General features: G+C 69.0%; 12 protein-coding genes. 7 read left to right on the forward strand and 5 right to left on the reverse strand.

The window, feature by feature from the left end:
• Window positions 1–6 precede the first annotated feature (6 nt).
• Window positions 7–3,144 carry an efflux RND transporter permease subunit gene (locus OHS70_RS27300; protein WP_328401534.1) on the forward strand — a complete coding sequence of 1,046 codons (3,138 nt, stop codon included), beginning with the start codon at window positions 7–9 and terminating at the stop codon, window positions 3,142–3,144.
• A 425-nt stretch (window positions 3,145–3,569) separates the two neighbouring features.
• Here OHS70_RS27300 and nadA read toward each other — a convergent pair whose 3' ends face one another.
• Window positions 3,570–4,760 carry a quinolinate synthase NadA gene (gene nadA, locus OHS70_RS27305; protein ID WP_328401536.1) on the reverse strand — a complete coding sequence of 397 codons (1,191 nt, stop codon included), beginning with the start codon at window positions 4,758–4,760 and terminating at the stop codon, window positions 3,570–3,572.
• A gap of 242 nt (window positions 4,761–5,002) precedes the next feature.
• Between nadA and erpA the strand changes: the two genes are divergently transcribed.
• Window positions 5,003–5,359 (forward strand): iron-sulfur cluster insertion protein ErpA, encoded by a 357-nt coding sequence (erpA, locus tag OHS70_RS27310; protein WP_328401538.1) that lies wholly within the window; start codon window positions 5,003–5,005, stop codon window positions 5,357–5,359.
• A gap of 66 nt (window positions 5,360–5,425) precedes the next feature.
• Here the strand turns inward: erpA and OHS70_RS27315 are convergent, their stop codons facing one another.
• Window positions 5,426–6,931 (reverse strand): hypothetical protein, encoded by a 1,506-nt coding sequence (locus OHS70_RS27315; protein ID WP_328401540.1) that lies wholly within the window; start codon window positions 6,929–6,931, stop codon window positions 5,426–5,428.
• Window positions 6,932–7,057: 126 nt separating this feature from the next.
• Entirely contained in the window at window positions 7,058–7,264 is a 207-nt protein-coding gene (locus OHS70_RS27320) for a hypothetical protein (RefSeq protein WP_328401542.1), read from the reverse strand.
• Window positions 7,265–7,394: 130 nt separating this feature from the next.
• On the opposite strand from OHS70_RS27320, the gene OHS70_RS27325 reads away from it, so the two are divergent.
• Window positions 7,395–8,369 (forward strand): carbohydrate kinase family protein, encoded by a 975-nt coding sequence (locus OHS70_RS27325; protein WP_328401544.1) that lies wholly within the window; start codon window positions 7,395–7,397, stop codon window positions 8,367–8,369.
• A gap of 127 nt (window positions 8,370–8,496) precedes the next feature.
• On the opposite strand, the gene OHS70_RS27330 is transcribed toward OHS70_RS27325, so the two are convergent.
• Window positions 8,497–9,876 carry a cysteine desulfurase/sulfurtransferase TusA family protein gene (locus tag OHS70_RS27330; protein ID WP_328401546.1) on the reverse strand — a complete coding sequence of 460 codons (1,380 nt, stop codon included), beginning with the start codon at window positions 9,874–9,876 and terminating at the stop codon, window positions 8,497–8,499.
• Between the two features lie 270 nt (window positions 9,877–10,146).
• On the opposite strand from OHS70_RS27330, the gene ctaC reads away from it, so the two are divergent.
• The 4 genes from ctaC (at window position 10,147) to OHS70_RS27350 (ending at window position 14,622) form a co-directional block, all read left to right on the forward strand.
• Entirely contained in the window at window positions 10,147–11,118 is a 972-nt protein-coding gene (gene ctaC / locus OHS70_RS27335; protein ID WP_328401548.1) for an aa3-type cytochrome oxidase subunit II, read from the forward strand.
• A complete protein-coding gene (ctaD, locus tag OHS70_RS27340; RefSeq protein WP_328401550.1) occupies window positions 11,115–12,854 on the forward strand; it encodes an aa3-type cytochrome oxidase subunit I in 1,740 nt (579 codons plus the stop codon). Before ctaC ends, ctaD begins: the two co-directional genes overlap by 4 nt.
• Window positions 12,851–13,249 (forward strand): cytochrome c oxidase subunit 4, encoded by a 399-nt coding sequence (locus OHS70_RS27345; RefSeq protein WP_328401552.1) that lies wholly within the window; start codon window positions 12,851–12,853, stop codon window positions 13,247–13,249. Before ctaD ends, OHS70_RS27345 begins: the two co-directional genes overlap by 4 nt.
• A gap of 119 nt (window positions 13,250–13,368) precedes the next feature.
• Window positions 13,369–14,622, forward strand: coding sequence for a L,D-transpeptidase (locus OHS70_RS27350; RefSeq protein WP_328401554.1), 1,254 nt, complete (start codon window positions 13,369–13,371; stop codon window positions 14,620–14,622).
• 49 nt (window positions 14,623–14,671) lie between these two features.
• Here the strand turns inward: OHS70_RS27350 and OHS70_RS27355 are convergent, their stop codons facing one another.
• Complete coding sequence (locus OHS70_RS27355) at window positions 14,672–15,073, reverse strand: hypothetical protein (protein WP_328401556.1); 402 nt, start codon at window positions 15,071–15,073, stop codon at window positions 14,672–14,674.
• Window positions 15,074–15,155: the final 82 nt, after the last annotated feature.

The raw sequence follows: 15,155 nt of genomic DNA on the forward strand, positions 1-15,155 counted from the left end.
GACCCCATGTCCTGGCTGTCCAGATTCAGCCTGTCGCAACGGGCCCTTGTCGGGCTGATATCGCTCGTCGCGATCCTCTTCGGGGCGATCGCCATCCCGCAGCTCAAGCAGCAGCTGCTGCCCTCGATCGAGTTTCCGATGGTGTCGGTGCTCGCCCCCTACCAGGGCGCGTCCCCCGATGTGGTCGAGAAGCAGGTCGTGGAGCCGATCGAGAGCTCGCTCAAGGCCGTCGACGGCATCAAGAGCGTCACGGCCACGGCGAGCGAGGGCAACGCCGTGATCACGGTCGGCTTCGACTACGGGGACGGCGCCAAGCAGCTCGTCGCCGATGTCCAGCAGGCCGTGAACCGGGCCCGCGCCCAGCTGCCCGACGATGTGGACCCGCAGGTCGTGGCCGGTGCGACGGACGACATTCCGGCCGTCGTGCTCGCCGTGACCTCCGACAAGGACCAGCAGGCGCTGGCCGGCCAGCTGGAGCGGACCGTCGTCCCGGCGCTCGAGGACATCGAGGGTGTCGGCCAGGTGACCGTCGACGGCGTGCAGGATCTGCAGGTCTCCGTCACCCCGGACAACAAGAAGCTCGCCCGCGCAGGCCTGACCACCGCCTCGCTGGCCGAGGCCCTCCAGACGGGTGGTGCCACCGTCCCGGCCGGGTCGTTCTCCGAGGACGGCAAGAGCCGCACCGTCCAGGTCGGCGGCGCCTTCACGTCGCTGAAGGAGATCGAGGACCTGCGGGTCGTGCCCGGCAAGGGCAAGCCGGTCCGCCTCGGTGCCGTCGCGGAGGTCGAGCAGACCGAGTCCACCCGGGTCTCCCTGACCCGTACGAACGGCAAGCCCAGCCTCGCCGTCCTCGCCACCATGGACAACGACGGCAGCGCCGTCGCCATCTCCGAGGCCGTCCAGGACAAGCTGCCCGAGCTGCGGGCGGACCTCGGCTCCGGTGCGGAGCTCACGGTCGTCTCCGACCAGGGCCCGGCGGTCTCCAAGGCGATCTCCGGCCTGACCACCGAGGGCGCACTCGGCCTGCTGTTCGCCGTCATCGTGATCCTTGTCTTCCTGGCCTCGCTGCGCTCCACCCTTGTCACGGCGGTCTCCATCCCGCTGTCGGTGGTGCTCGCGCTGATCGTGCTGTGGACCCGCGACCTGTCGCTGAACATGCTGACGCTCGGTGCCCTGACCATCGCGATCGGCCGTGTCGTCGACGACTCGATCGTGGTCCTGGAGAACATCAAGCGGCACCTCGGCTACGGCGAGGAGCGCCACAGCGCCATCGTCACCGCCGTGAAGGAGGTCGCCGGCGCGGTCACCTCCTCCACCCTGACCACGGTCGCGGTGTTCCTGCCGATCGGTCTGGTCGGCGGCATGGTGGGCGAGCTGTTCGGCTCGTTCAGCCTGACCGTCACCGCGGCCCTGCTGGCCTCCCTGCTGGTCTCGCTGACCGTGGTTCCCGTCCTGTCCTACTGGTTCCTGCGCGCACCGAAGGCCGTGCGCGGCATGGACCCGGACGAGGCCCGGCGCACGGCGGAGGAGAAGGAGGCGAAGAGCCGGCTGCAGCGGGCCTACGTCCCCGTCCTGCGCTTCGCGACCCGCCGCCGCCTCACGAGTGTCGTCCTCGCCCTCGCCGTGCTCTTCGGCACCTTCGGCATGGCCGGGATGCTCAAGACCAACTTCTTCGACCAGGGCGAGCAGGAGGTCATGTCCATCAAGCAGGAGCTGGCCCCCGGCACCAGCCTGGAGGCGGCCGACGCCTCGGCGAAGAAGATGGAGAAGGTGCTCGACGGACTCGACGAGATCAAGGACTACCAGGTCACTGTCGGCTCCTCCGGCTTCATGGCGGCCTTCGGCGGTGGTACGGGCGCCAACCAGGCCTCGTACCAGCTGACGCTGAACGACTCGGCGTCCTACGAGCGCACCCGTGACCGCATCGACGAGGAGCTCGGCAAGCTCGACGGGATCGGTGACACGACGATCGCGGCGGGCGACGGCTTCGGCAACCAGGACCTGAGCGTCGTGGTGAAGGCAGCCGACGCGGACGTCCTGGCGAAGGCGTCCGAGGTGGTGCGCGACGAGGTGGCGGGGCTCGACGACGTCACCGACGTGCAGAGCGACCTGGCGCAGAGCGTGCCGCGTATCTCGGTCACGGCCACCCCGAAGGCGGCCGAGGCCGGCTTCACCGACGCCACGCTCGGTATGGCCGTCGCCCAGGCGGTGCGCGGCACCCCCGCCGGCAAGGCGCTCGTGGACGACACCGAGCGGGACATCGTCATCACCTCGGCCAAGCCGGCGAAGACGATCGCGGAGCTGCGCGCCCTGCGGCTCGGCCCGGTCGAACTCGGCGACATCGCCGATGTGAAGCTGGTCCCGGGACCGGTCTCGATGACCCGCATCGACGGCTCGCGGGCCGCGACGATCACGGCGAAGCCGACCGGTGACAACCAGGGCGCGGTCAACGCCACGCTCCAGTCGAAGATCAACGCGCTGGACCTGCCGGAGGGCGCGACAGCGTCCATCGGCGGTGTGACCGAGGACCAGCAGGATGCGTTCCAGAACCTGTTCCTCGCGATGCTGGCGGCGATCGCCATCGTCTTCATGCTGCTGGTCGCCACGTTCCGCAGCCTGATCCAGCCGCTGATCCTGCTGGTCTCCATCCCGTTCGCGGCGACCGGCGCGATCGGTCTGCTGGTCGCCACGGACACCCCGATGGGCGTCCCGGCGATGATCGGCATGCTGATGCTCATCGGCATCGTGGTCACCAACGCGATCGTGCTGATCGACCTGATCAACCAGTACCGGGCCCAGGGCCTGGGCGTGGTGGAGGCGGTCGTCGAGGGCGGCCGGCACCGGCTGCGCCCGATCCTGATGACGGCCCTGGCGACGATCTTCGCCCTGCTCCCGATGGCGCTGGGCGTCACGGGCGAGGGCGGCTTCATCGCCAAGCCGCTGGCGGTGGTGGTGATCGGCGGTCTGATCACGTCGACGCTGCTGACGCTGCTGCTGGTCCCGACGCTGTACGCGATGGTGGAACTCCGCAAGGAGCGCCGCCGTGCCAAGCGTGCCGCGAAGAGCGCGGCGACGTCGGGCGAGTCCACCCCGCAGGCCCCCGAGCCTTCGGACGAAGCGGACCCCCAGCCGGTCGGCGCCTGAGCCCCTGGCCGTACCCGAACGTAGCCCCCGTAGCCGCCACTTGCGGCTGCGGGGGCTTCCGCGTTCGGTCATTCCCGCACCGCAGAGCGGCAAGTGAGCTCACCTGCACGGGGGTCGGCCCCGCGGGAAATGACGGGCGGCGAGTGAGGAACAGTGGCCGGACGCCCTTCCCGGGGCGTCCGGCCACTGCTCAAGCATCGGCGAAGAGTCCGAAGGAATCGGAAACGAAGATGCCATGAGAACCGGGCAGTCCGTGCTCGCGTTCGCCGTGTTCGTCGGCTTCTGCGAGATCGGGTACGGCGTCAGCGGCGGCGGGCCGAGTGTGCGGGCGCGGGGGAAGCGATCGAGGGGCCGTGGCCGCACACAACTCCCCCGGCCCGTGCGCGGGCCGGGGGAGGAGTACGTTCCCGTGTGTACGTGTGCGGCTACGGCAGCGCCAGCATCCGCTCGAGTGCCAGCTTCGCGAAGCTCTCCGTCTCCGGGTCGACCTGGATACGGTTCACCAGCTTGCCGTCCGCCAGCGACTCCAGCGCCCAGACCAGGTGCGGCAGGTCGATGCGGTTCATCGTGGAGCAGAAGCAGACCGTCCTGTCGAGGAAGACGACCTCCTTGTCCGGGTGCGCGTTCGCCACGCGGCGGACCAGGTTCAGCTCGGTGCCGATGGCCCACTTGGAGCCCGCCGGCGCCGCCTCGAGCGTCTTGATGATGTACTCCGTCGAGCCGACGTAATCGGCGGCGGCCACCACCTCGTGCTTGCACTCGGGGTGCACCAGGACGTTCACGCCCGGGATCCGCTCGCGGACATCGTTGACCGAGTCCAGCGAGAACCGGCCGTGCACCGAGCAGTGGCCCCGCCACAGGATCATCTTCGCCGCGCGCAGCTCCTCTGCCGTGAGCCCGCCGTTCGGCTTGTGCGGGTTGTAGAGGACGCAGTCGTCCAGCGACATCCCCATGTCCCGGACGGCCGTGTTGCGCCCCAGGTGCTGGTCCGGCAGGAAGAGGACCTTCTCGCCCTGCTCGAAGGCCCAGTCCAGCGCGCGCTTGGCGTTCGACGACGTACAGATCGTGCCGCCGTGCTTGCCGGTGAAGGCCTTGATGTCCGCGGAGGAGTTCATGTACGACACCGGCACGACCTGCTCGGCGACGCCTGCCTCGGTCAGCACGTCCCAGCACTCGGCGACCTGCTCGGCCGTGGCCATGTCGGCCATCGAGCAGCCGGCCGCCAGGTCGGGCAGGACGACCTTCTGGTCGTCGGTGGTGAGGATGTCCGCCGACTCCGCCATGAAGTGCACACCGCAGAAGACGATGTACTCGGCCTCCGGACGTGCCGCGGCGTCCCTCGCCAGCTTGAAGGAGTCCCCGGTGACGTCCGCGAACTGGATGACCTCGTCACGCTGGTAGTGGTGGCCGAGGACGAAGACCTTGTCGCCGAGCTTCTCCTTGGCCGCACGGGCGCGCGCCACCAGGTCCGGGTCGGACGGCGACGGCAGGTCGCCGGGGCACTCCACGCCGCGCTCACTCCTGGGGTCGGCTTCGCGGCCGAGCAGCAGCAGGGCGAGCGGCGTCGGCTGGACGTCGAGCTCAGGGCGGGTTTGGGCGGTGGTCACGACACGCACCCTTTCTTCTCTGCAGACAGACCTTTTCGTCTATTTGACGTTATCTATCATAACCGCTTCACGTCACTTTGACGATGTCCATAGCGTCGATGTGACGCACCCCCTGTCGACAGGTCGGTGTCCCACCTCGGCCGGTGTGCGAGCATGAAAGGGAAAGACTAGGGCTCGCCCGGAATGAATCCGGGTCCCCGCCGGTTGCAACCGTCGGCAAGCAGTCTCCGTACTACCCGGGAGAGAAGCAGATGTCCGTATCGGACGAGACCACCAAGGTGAACGACGGCATCCTCCTGTCCGACGCCGCCGCGGCCAAGGTCAAGGCCCTGCTGGACCAGGAAGGCCGTGACGACCTGGCGCTGCGCGTCGCCGTTCAGCCCGGCGGCTGCTCCGGTCTGCGATACCAGCTGTTCTTCGACGAGCGTTCGCTCGACGGTGACGTGGTCAAGGACTTCGACGGCGTGAAGGTCGTCACCGACCGCATGAGCGCCCCGTACCTGGGTGGTGCGTCGATCGACTTCGTGGACACCATCGAGAAGCAGGGCTTCACCATCGACAACCCGAACGCCACGGGCTCCTGCGCCTGCGGAGACTCGTTCAGCTAGGTCGAGCCACGGAAAGGCGGCGGTCCCCGTCCGGGACCGCCGCCTTCGGTGTATCTGCCCGCGCCCTCAGCGCTTCCGGGGCACCGCCTCACCCGTGTCCGCCCGCACGACCTTCCGGTCGCCCAGCGGCTTGTCCAGGGTCACCGACTCCGTCAGTTCCTTGGCGAGGGCGATACAGACCCGCTTGGGGTCGGGATTCGTCTCCACGACACGGACCCGCACCGTCTTGCTGTTCTCGGTGGCCTTCGCCGTGTAGTCGCTGCACACACCGCCCCAGAACGTCAGCGACAGCGTCCGCCCGTCGCCGCTCACGCTGTACGAGGTGAGGCTCATCCCGTCCCCGGGCGCCGCCGGGTCCTTCGGGGGCTCGGTCGGGGTGATGTCCCGCTGCGGCGGCTCGGGCGCGGTGAGGAACTTCGGGGCCACCGCCGGGTGCGTGATCGTGAACGGCGGGCCGGCGTCCTTCGGCGCCACCTCGAACAGCCACGACGGCACCAGCGTCTGGCGGCCCTCCACATACTGCGCGGCGAGCCCGAAGACGGCCTTGCTGACCGTCACCTGCTCGGGTTCGGCCTTGGCACCCTCGGGCCCGCAGGGCGCCGACGGTTTGAGCTCGCCGTCCTGCCGCTTCTCGCCCTCCGCCGGGACCGGTGTGGCGCAGCCGCCGATCCGCACGGGGTCGGAACCGGCCTCGTTCAGCTGCTTCAGCGCGTCCTCGGCGGAGATCACCGGATAGCTGTCGCCCTTCTCGGGCTTCTTGAGCAGGCCGCTGCCGCCGACCACGTCTCCGTCCGGGCCGACCTGGATCCCCGTCGCCCAGCCGTAGGTCGGCAGCCCGCCCACCACCGGGTCGGCGTTCACCACCCGTACCGCGCCCATCAGCTGCTTCGCGTCCAGATCGGCCTTGCCCTGGCCCACCGCGTCGAGCACCGTGGCCGCCGCCTTCTTCGCGGCCTCCTCGCTCACCGCCTGACCTGCGGTGTCCCCGGAAGTGTTGCCGTTCGGGGTGTCACCGCCCGACGGGCAGGACTTGCCCTTCAGACAGTTGTCGCCGCTCGGTGACGCGCCGAACATGGCGAACGTCCAGGTGCCCGGAGCGTCCTTGCCGACCTGGAGCAGCGGCCCCGAACCGTCCTTGTCCGCCCCGATCTTCCAGGTCGGCCCCACCAGACGTGGTGTGCCGGGCAGCCCGAGCGCCCTGGCCAGCCGGGTCACCTCCGCCTCGGTGACCGTGCCGCTCGCCCTGTGGACGGCGGCGTCCTCCGGGCCGTCGGGCAGGTCGCCCGCGGCCTTGTAGCGGACCGGGCCGCCGGACGGGTCCGGCTCGCCGGGGGCGATACCGCCTGCCCCGCCCCTCTCCGTGTAGCCGTCCAGAGCGAGCGGGGGCGGATCGTTGTCGCCGCCGGGAGCACCGCTCCTGGCGTCCGGGGCGCCGGAGCCGCCGAAGCCGGCGGTCGCGAAGTACGCCCCGCCACCGCCGGCGACGAGCACCGCGGCCGCCACCGAGGCGACGACGAGCGGGGAACGCCGACGGCGCGGGGTGTCGTGCGTGGTGTTCTCCGTGCTGCTCACCGCATCGCTCCTTGTCTCGTGCCCTGTGCTGGGGAGGGCACGGATGGGACGGAGCGGGGGAGCGTGCGGTTCCCTCCCGCGCGCCGGAGCGTCGCGCGAGTGTGCTGTGCCGTGAACGGCGCCGGTTCAGTCGCCGTATATGGACATCGAGCCGACCAGTCGTGCCGACGCGGCCGGCACCACGACACCGTGGATGAGCGAAGGGGATACGGGTGCGGGCGCCGTGATGGCGGGGACGACCCAGTGCGGCGCCATGCGTGCGCAGTCACCGCGCAGCTGGGCCAGGCTCATCTCGGACTCTCGCGGCTCGCGCAGGGCGCTTTGCTTCGTCATAGCCGCACCGTATGCACCTGGGGCTCCAGTAAAAAAGCCCTACTATCGGGTAGTTTCCGTGGTTCGGTTACGGGCCGCGAACCCGGTAGCGTGAACTGTCACTGCCAGCCCTCCCCAGGAGCGCCTTCCCGTGCGTATCGCAGTCACCGGCTCCATCGCCACCGATCACCTCATGACCTTCCCCGGCCGCTTCGCCGACCAGTTGGTCGCGGATCAGCTGCACACGGTCTCCCTCTCCTTCCTGGTCGACAACCTCGATGTGCGCAGGGGCGGTGTCGGCGCGAACATCTGCTTCGGCATGGGCCAGCTGGGCACCGGGCCGATCCTGGTCGGCGCGGCCGGCAGCGACTTCGACGAGTACCGCGCGTGGCTCGACCGGCACGGTGTGGACACCACCTCCGTCCGTATCTCCGAGGTGCTGCACACCGCGCGCTTCGTGTGCACGACCGACGCCGACCACAACCAGATCGGCTCCTTCTACACCGGCGCGATGAGCGAGGCACGGCAGATCGAGCTCAAGTCGGTGGCCGACCGGGTCGGCGGCCTGGACCTCGTACTGATCGGCGCGGACGACCCCGAGGCGATGCTGCGCCACACCGAGGAGTGCCGCTCGCGGGGCATCCCGTTCGCCGCGGACTTCTCGCAGCAGATCGCCCGGATGAACGGCGACGAGATCCGGATACTGCTCGACGGAGCCGAGTACCTCTTCTCCAACGAGTACGAGAAGGGACTCATCGAGTCCAAGACCGGCTGGAGCGACGAGGAGATCCTCGGCAAGGTCGGCCACCGCGTCACCACCCTCGGCTCGCGCGGTGTGCGCATCGAGGGCACGGACATCGACACGATCGAGGTCGGCTGCCCGGAGGAGGACGCCAAGGTCGACCCCACGGGTGTCGGTGACGCGTTCCGCGCGGGCTTCCTGTCCGGCCTCAGCTGGGGTGTGAGCCTGGAGCGCGCGGCGCAGGTGGGCTGCATGCTGGCCACGCTGGTCATCGAGACGCTCGGCACCCAGGAGTACACGCTGCGGCGTGCGCACTTCATGGACCGTTTCACGAAGGCGTACGGCGACGACGCGGCATCCGACGTCCGCGGACACCTGGCCTGACCTGAGGGGCGCCGTCCCCCTCGTCCTTGCGCCTCGGCCGCCGGTGGGGCTGATCCAAGCCCTTCCGGCGGCCGAGGCGTGACCGGGGGCCGTACCCGACCCCGCTCAGCGCTCCGCAACCCGCTCCCTACGACACCCGCCGCACCACGTACGCCACCCCCCGCTCCGCCGCCCGCTCCCCGACGTACTCCTGGCCCCGCATCTCGCACCACGCCGGGATGTCCAGGCGCGCCGCCTCGTCGTCCGCGAGCACGGTCACGGTGCCCCCGACCGGTACGTCCCCGATCACCTTCGCCAGCTCGATCACCGGGACGGGGCAGAGCTTTCCGACCGCGTCCACGACGAGGGACGACTCGGTGCCCCCGCCGGACGCGCCGACCGGCGCGCCGAGACGTTCGCGTACCCCGGCCACCACCGCCGGCAGCACCTCCAGGAACCCTTCCACGTCCTCCCGCCGTGTGCCCGGCGGCAGCGAGACGCGGACATTGCCCTCCGACAGCACTCCCATCGCCCGCAGCACATGGCTCGGCGTCAGCGTGCTGCTGGTGCACGACGAGCCGGACGACACGGAGAACCCCGCCCGGTCCAGCTCGTGCAGCACGGTCTCTCCGTCGACATAGAGACAGGAGAACGTCACCAGGTGGGGGAGGCGGTGCACCGGATCGCCCACCACCTCCACATCCGGGACCAGTTCGGGCACCCGCGTGCGGATCGAGTCCACCAGGGCCCGCAGCCGCGCCGCCTCTTCCGCGGCCTCGGCCCGCACCGCCCGCAGCGCGGCGGCCGCCGCGACGATCGCCGGGATGTTCTCGAAGCCGGCCGAGCGCCCCGACTCCCGCTCGTCCGCGGGACCTTGCGGGGCAAAACGTACGCCCTTGCGTACGGCGAGCAGGCCGACGCCCGCCGGGCCGCCCCACTTGTGCGCGCTTGCCGCCAGCAGCGACCAGGCACCCTCCACCGGCCCCCAGGCCAGCGACTGCGCCGCGTCCACCAGCAGCGGCACCCCGAGCGCCCGGCAGGCCTCGGCCACCTGTGCGACCGGCTGCTCGGTGCCGACCTCGTGGTTGGCGGACTGCAGCGCGGCGAGCGCCGTGTCGCCGCGCAGCTCGGCGGCGAAGACATCCGAGGACACCGCCCCTGACCGGTCCACCGGGACCTCGCTCACGGTGCCGCCGTCCGCCGCGTGCATGGCCGCCGCGTGCAGTACGGAGGAGTGCTCGACCGCGGAGAGGACGAGATGGCGGCCGACACGCCGCCGGCCCGCGAGGGCGCCGGAGACCGCGGCATGGACCGCGGCCGTCCCCGAAGGGGTGAAGACGAGTTCGTCCGGGCGGCACCCGACGGCCTCGGCGGCGGCCTCCCGTGCGGCGTCAAGCAGCAGCCGGGCGCGCCGCCCCTCGCGGTAGAGCCGGGCCGGATCCGCCCAGCCCTCGTCCAGGGACGCCTGGAGCGCCTGCCGGGCGACGGGGTGCAAAGGAGCTGATGAAGCGGTGTCGAAGTAGGCCACGCCCCACGCTAACTCCTGTTGCCAAGAGGCCGTCAGATGACTGCCGGAAGCGGGCATTCCAGGGTCCATGGGACGTCCCCCGAAAGGCTCAGCCATCCCTTCGGGGTGTCGGACGGCGCGTTGGGCACCCTCCCCGCGCGACCCCAAATAGCGTCCAGTAGGGTTTGGTCCGCATAAACATCCAAACCCCTGCCCGCGTCAGGGCCGGCGACCGACCAGCGAGACGGCCGCAGCCGGTCGCGCGGGCCGAGACTCTCGGGAAGGCGCTACGTGAGTCCCAACGGCTCCGACCGCTCGTCGCGGCGCCCGATGCGGCGGAAGCTGCCGCAGGTGCTGCTTGCGGGCCTGATCCTGGCGACAGCCACCGGTTGCTCGTACAACTGGCAAGACTTCCCCCGCCTCGGTATGCCCACCCCGGTGACGGAGGAGGCTCCACGGATCCTCTCCCTCTGGCAGGGCTCGTGGGCGGCGGCGCTCGCCACGGGTGTGCTGGTGTGGGGCCTGATCCTGTGGAGCATCGTCTTCCACCGGCGCAGCCGCACCAAGGTGGAGGTACCTCCGCAGACCCGGTACAACATGCCCATCGAGGCGCTGTACACCGTGGTTCCGATCATCATCGTTTCGGTGCTCTTCTACTTCACCGCACGTGATGAGACGAAGCTCCTCGCTCTCTCCGACAAGCCCGCCCACACCATCAACGTGGTCGGCTACCAGTGGAGCTGGGGCTTCAACTACCTCGAGGACGTGGACGGCAACCCCGCCACCGGTGACGCTCAGGCCCAGAAGGAACTGAACGCGATTCCGGACAAGTACACCAACGACTTCCCCGCGGGTGCGGAGGGCGTCTACGACGCCGGCATCCCCGGAGACCGGAACCCCCAGACGGGCAACCCGGGTCCGACCCTGGTGCTGCCGAAGGGCGAGAAGGTCCGGTTCATCCTGACCTCCCGTGACGTCATCCACTCCTTCTGGGTGGTCCCCTTCCTGTTCAAGCAGGACGTCATCCCCGGTCACACCAACGTCTTCGAGGTGACGCCGAGCCGGGAGGGCACCTTCTTCGGGAAGTGCGCCGAGCTCTGCGGCGTCGACCACTCCCGGATGCTCTTCAACGTCAAGGTGGTCTCTCCGGAGCGCTACCAGCAGTACCTGAAGGAGCTTGCCGAGAAGGGGCAGACCGGCTTCATCCCGTCAGGCATTGAGCAGACGGACCCGGCCAGGAATGCGGAGAAGAACCAACTGTGAGCATCCTCAACGAACCTCAGGGTGCCGCCGAAGCAGCTGACGACTCGTACGAGAACGAGCTGCCGGTACGGCGCAAGCAGCCCGGCAATGTCGTGGTGAAGTGGCTTACCACCACCGACCACAAGACCATCGGCACGCTCTACCTGGTCACGTCGTTCTTCTTCTTCTGCATCGGCGGTGTGATGGCGCTCTTCATGCGCGCCGAGCTCGCCCGCCCCGGCACGCAGATCATGTCGAACGAGCAGTTCAACCAGGCGTTCACGATGCACGGCACGATCATGCTGCTGATGTTCGCGACGCCGCTGTTCGCCGGATTCGCCAACTGGATCATGCCGCTGCAGATCGGCGCGCCCGATGTGGCGTTCCCGCGGCTGAACATGTTCGCCTACTGGCTGTACCTCTTCGGCTCGCTCATCGCGGTGGCCGGCTTCCTCACCCCTCAGGGTGCGGCCGACTTCGGCTGGTTCGCCTACTCCCCGCTGTCGGACGCGGTCCGCTCGCCGGGTGCAGGCGCCGACATGTGGATCATGGGTCTGGCCTTCTCCGGCTTCGGCACCATCCTCGGCTCGGTCAACTTCATCACCACGATCATCTGCATGCGCGCTCCCGGCATGACGATGTTCCGGATGCCGATCTTCGTCTGGAACGTGCTGCTGACCGGTGTGCTGGTCCTGCTGGCCTTCCCGGTGCTGGCCGCCGCTCTCTTCGCGCTGGAGGCGGACCGCAAGTTCGGTGCGCACATCTTCGACTCGTCCAACGGCGGTGCCCTGCTCTGGCAGCACCTCTTCTGGTTCTTCGGCCATCCAGAGGTGTACATCATCGCCCTGCCGTTCTTCGGCATCGTCTCGGAGATCATCCCGGTCTTCAGCCGCAAGCCGATGTTCGGTTACATCGGTCTGGTCGGCGCGACCATCGCGATCGCCGGTCTGTCGGTGACCGTGTGGGCGCACCACATGTACGTCACCGGCGGTGTGCTGCTGCCGTTCTTCTCCTTCATGACGTTCCTCATCGCGGTTCCGACCGGTGTGAAGTTCTTCAACTGGATCGGCACCATGTGGAAGGGCTCGTTGTCGTTCGAGACACCGATGCTCTGGACGATCGGCTTCCTGGTCACCTTCACCTTCGGTGGTCTCACCGGCGTGATCCTGGCCTCGCCGCCGATGGACTTCCACGTCTCCGACTCGTACTTCGTCGTCGCGCACTTCCACTACGTCGTCTTCGGCACCGTGGTCTTCGCGATGTTCGCCGGATTCCACTTCTGGTGGCCGAAGTTCACGGGCAAGATGCTGGACGAGCGGCTCGGCAAGATCACCTTCTGGACGCTGTTCATCGGTTTCCACGGCACGTTCCTGGTGCAGCACTGGCTGGGTGCCGAGGGCATGCCGCGTCGTTACGCGGACTACCTCGCCGCCGACGGCTTCACCGCGCTGAACACGATCTCGACGATCGCCTCGTTCCTGCTCGGTCTGTCGATCCTGCCGTTCGTGTACAACGTCTGGAAGACCGCCAAGTACGGGAAGAAGATCGAGGTCGACGACCCGTGGGGCTACGGCCGTTCGCTCGAATGGGCGACGTCCTGCCCGCCGCCGCGGCACAACTTCCTCACCCTGCCGCGGATCCGCAGTGAATCCCCGGCGTTCGATCTGCACCACCCGGAGATCGCGGCTCTCGACCAGCTCGAGCACGGCGGCCACGGCGCCAGCGTGCTCGCCGGTGGCAAGGAGGAGAGCAAGTGAAGATCCAGGGCAAGATGTTCCTCTGGCTGAGCGTCTTCATTCTGGCCGTCGCCATCCTGTACGGCGTCTGGTCGAAGGAGCCGGCCGGTACCACCGCGCTGTTCCTGGCCTTCGGCCTGAGCATCATGATCGGCTACTACCTGGCCTTCACGGCCCGGCGCGTCGACGAGATGGCCCAGGACAACAAGGAAGCCGATGTGGCGGACGAGGCCGGCGAGGTCGGCTTCTTCTCCCCGCACAGCTGGCAGCCGCTCTCGCTGGGTGTCGGCGGTGCGCTCGCCTTCCTCGGTGTCGCGATCGGCTGGTGGCTGCTGTACTTCTCGATCCCCGTCATTCTGATCGGCCTCTTCGGCTGGGTGTTCGAGTACTACCGCGGTGAGAGCCAGAACCAGTAGCACTGCATCCGCACAACGCGGGACGGGCCCGGATTCCCCACTCCAGAAGAGGGAATCCGGGCCCCTCGTTTGGAGTCATCCAGCGCGCCGCTGCTGACAGCTGTTCATAGCGTGTGCTTATGAACCACACGCCGCACTTCCGCACCGTCTTCAGCTGCACCGTGCTCCTCGTGGCCCTCGGGCTGGTAGCGACCGCGTGCGGCGGGTCCGATGACAATCCGCTGGCCGGCGAGCCCTACGACGCGGCACAGCAGGTCGCGTTCAACGCCCCCCGAAGCGGCTCGAAGGCGAATCCGGACAAGCCGCTCGAAGTCACCGCCAAGAGTGACAGCAGCCGGATCACCGACGTCACCGTCACCGACGACGCGGGGCACCACCTCGCGGGCGAACTCTCCGCGGACGGCGCCCGCTGGCGTTCCACGGCCCCGCTGTCGGCAGGTGCCAAATACACCGTCAAGGTGTCCACGGAGGACGAGGACGGCGCCCCCGGCGCCCGGACCCTCACCTTCGAGACCGCGCCCGCCAAGCACTTCCTCACGGCTCAGTTCGGCCCCAAGACGGGCACGTACGGCGTGGGCCAGCCGGTCACCGCCACCCTCAACTCCGCCGTCACGGGCAAGGAGGCCCGGCGTGTGGTCGAACGCGCCCTCAAGGTCACCTCGAAGCCCGCGGTCGAAGGCGCCTGGCACTGGGTGGACGACAAGACCCTGCATTACCGCCCGAAGGAGTACTGGCCCACCGGAGCGAAGGTCCGGGCCACCAGCAACCTGCAGGGTGTCAAGGTCGCGGGCAAACTCTACGGCGGCCGTTCGAAAGCGCTGAGCATCACCATCGGGGACCGCGTCGAGGCGATAACCGACGCCGCGGCGCACTCCATGGTGGTCAAGCGCAACGGCGAAGTGATCAATACCATTCCGGTGACCACCGGCAAGCCCGGCTTCTCCACCCGCAACGGCATCAAGGTCGTGCTCGGCAAGGAGTACTTCGTACGGATGCGCGGTACCAGCATCGGCATAGCCGAGGGCAGTTCCGAGTCGTACGACCTGCCCGTCTACTACGCCACCCGGGTGACCTGGAGCGGCGAGTACGTCCACGCCGCGCCCTGGTCCGTCGGCTCACAGGGCGTCGCGAACGTCAGCCACGGCTGCACCGGGATGTCGACCGCCAACGCCGCCTGGTTCTTCAAGACCGTCCGGGAAGGCGACATCGTCCAGGTCGTCAACAGCTTCGGCAACATGATGGAAGGCTTCGGAAACGGCTTCGGCGACTGGAATCTGTCCTGGAGCAGGTGGCAGCAGGGCAGCGCCCTGACCGGCGGCACCCAGGACACCAGCGGCTTCGCGGAAGCGGCACGGCTGCGGCCCCAGGTCTGAGCCTGCCCCCTGTCTTCGGCAGGCGGTCCCCAGCGGTCCCCAGCGGTTCTCAGCAGTCCACGGCGAGCCGGCTGCGCAGCAGCGCGGCCAGCGCGTCGGCGAACTCGACCGGGTCCACCGGCAGGGTCACCGCCGCCTCCGCACGGCTCCAGGTCGCGAGCCAGGCGTCCTGCGGGCGGCCCATCAGCAGCAGCACGGGCGGGCAGTTGAAGATCTCGTCCTTGATCTGCCGGCAGACCCCCATACCGCCCGCCGGAACCGTCTCGCCGTCCAGCACGCACACATCGACGCCGCCCTCCTCCAGGGCCTTCAGGACCGCCGGCAGCGTCGCGCACTCGAGGAACTCGACGGGCGGCAGATCCGCGGCCGGCCTGCGTCCCGCCGCCAGTCTGACCTGCTCGCGCGTGTTGGCGTCGTCGCTGTAGACCAGGACCGTGGCGCTCGACTGCATGGTTCCTCCGCCTCGTTCGATCAGGTGCAGATGCATGTGTTCTGGCGCGGATGCTACTCGCTCCGACTCCCGGTCAACACCG

The sequence above is a fragment of the Streptomyces sp. NBC_00390 genome (assembly GCF_036057275.1).
In the GTDB taxonomy this organism is placed as follows: domain Bacteria; phylum Actinomycetota; class Actinomycetes; order Streptomycetales; family Streptomycetaceae; genus Streptomyces.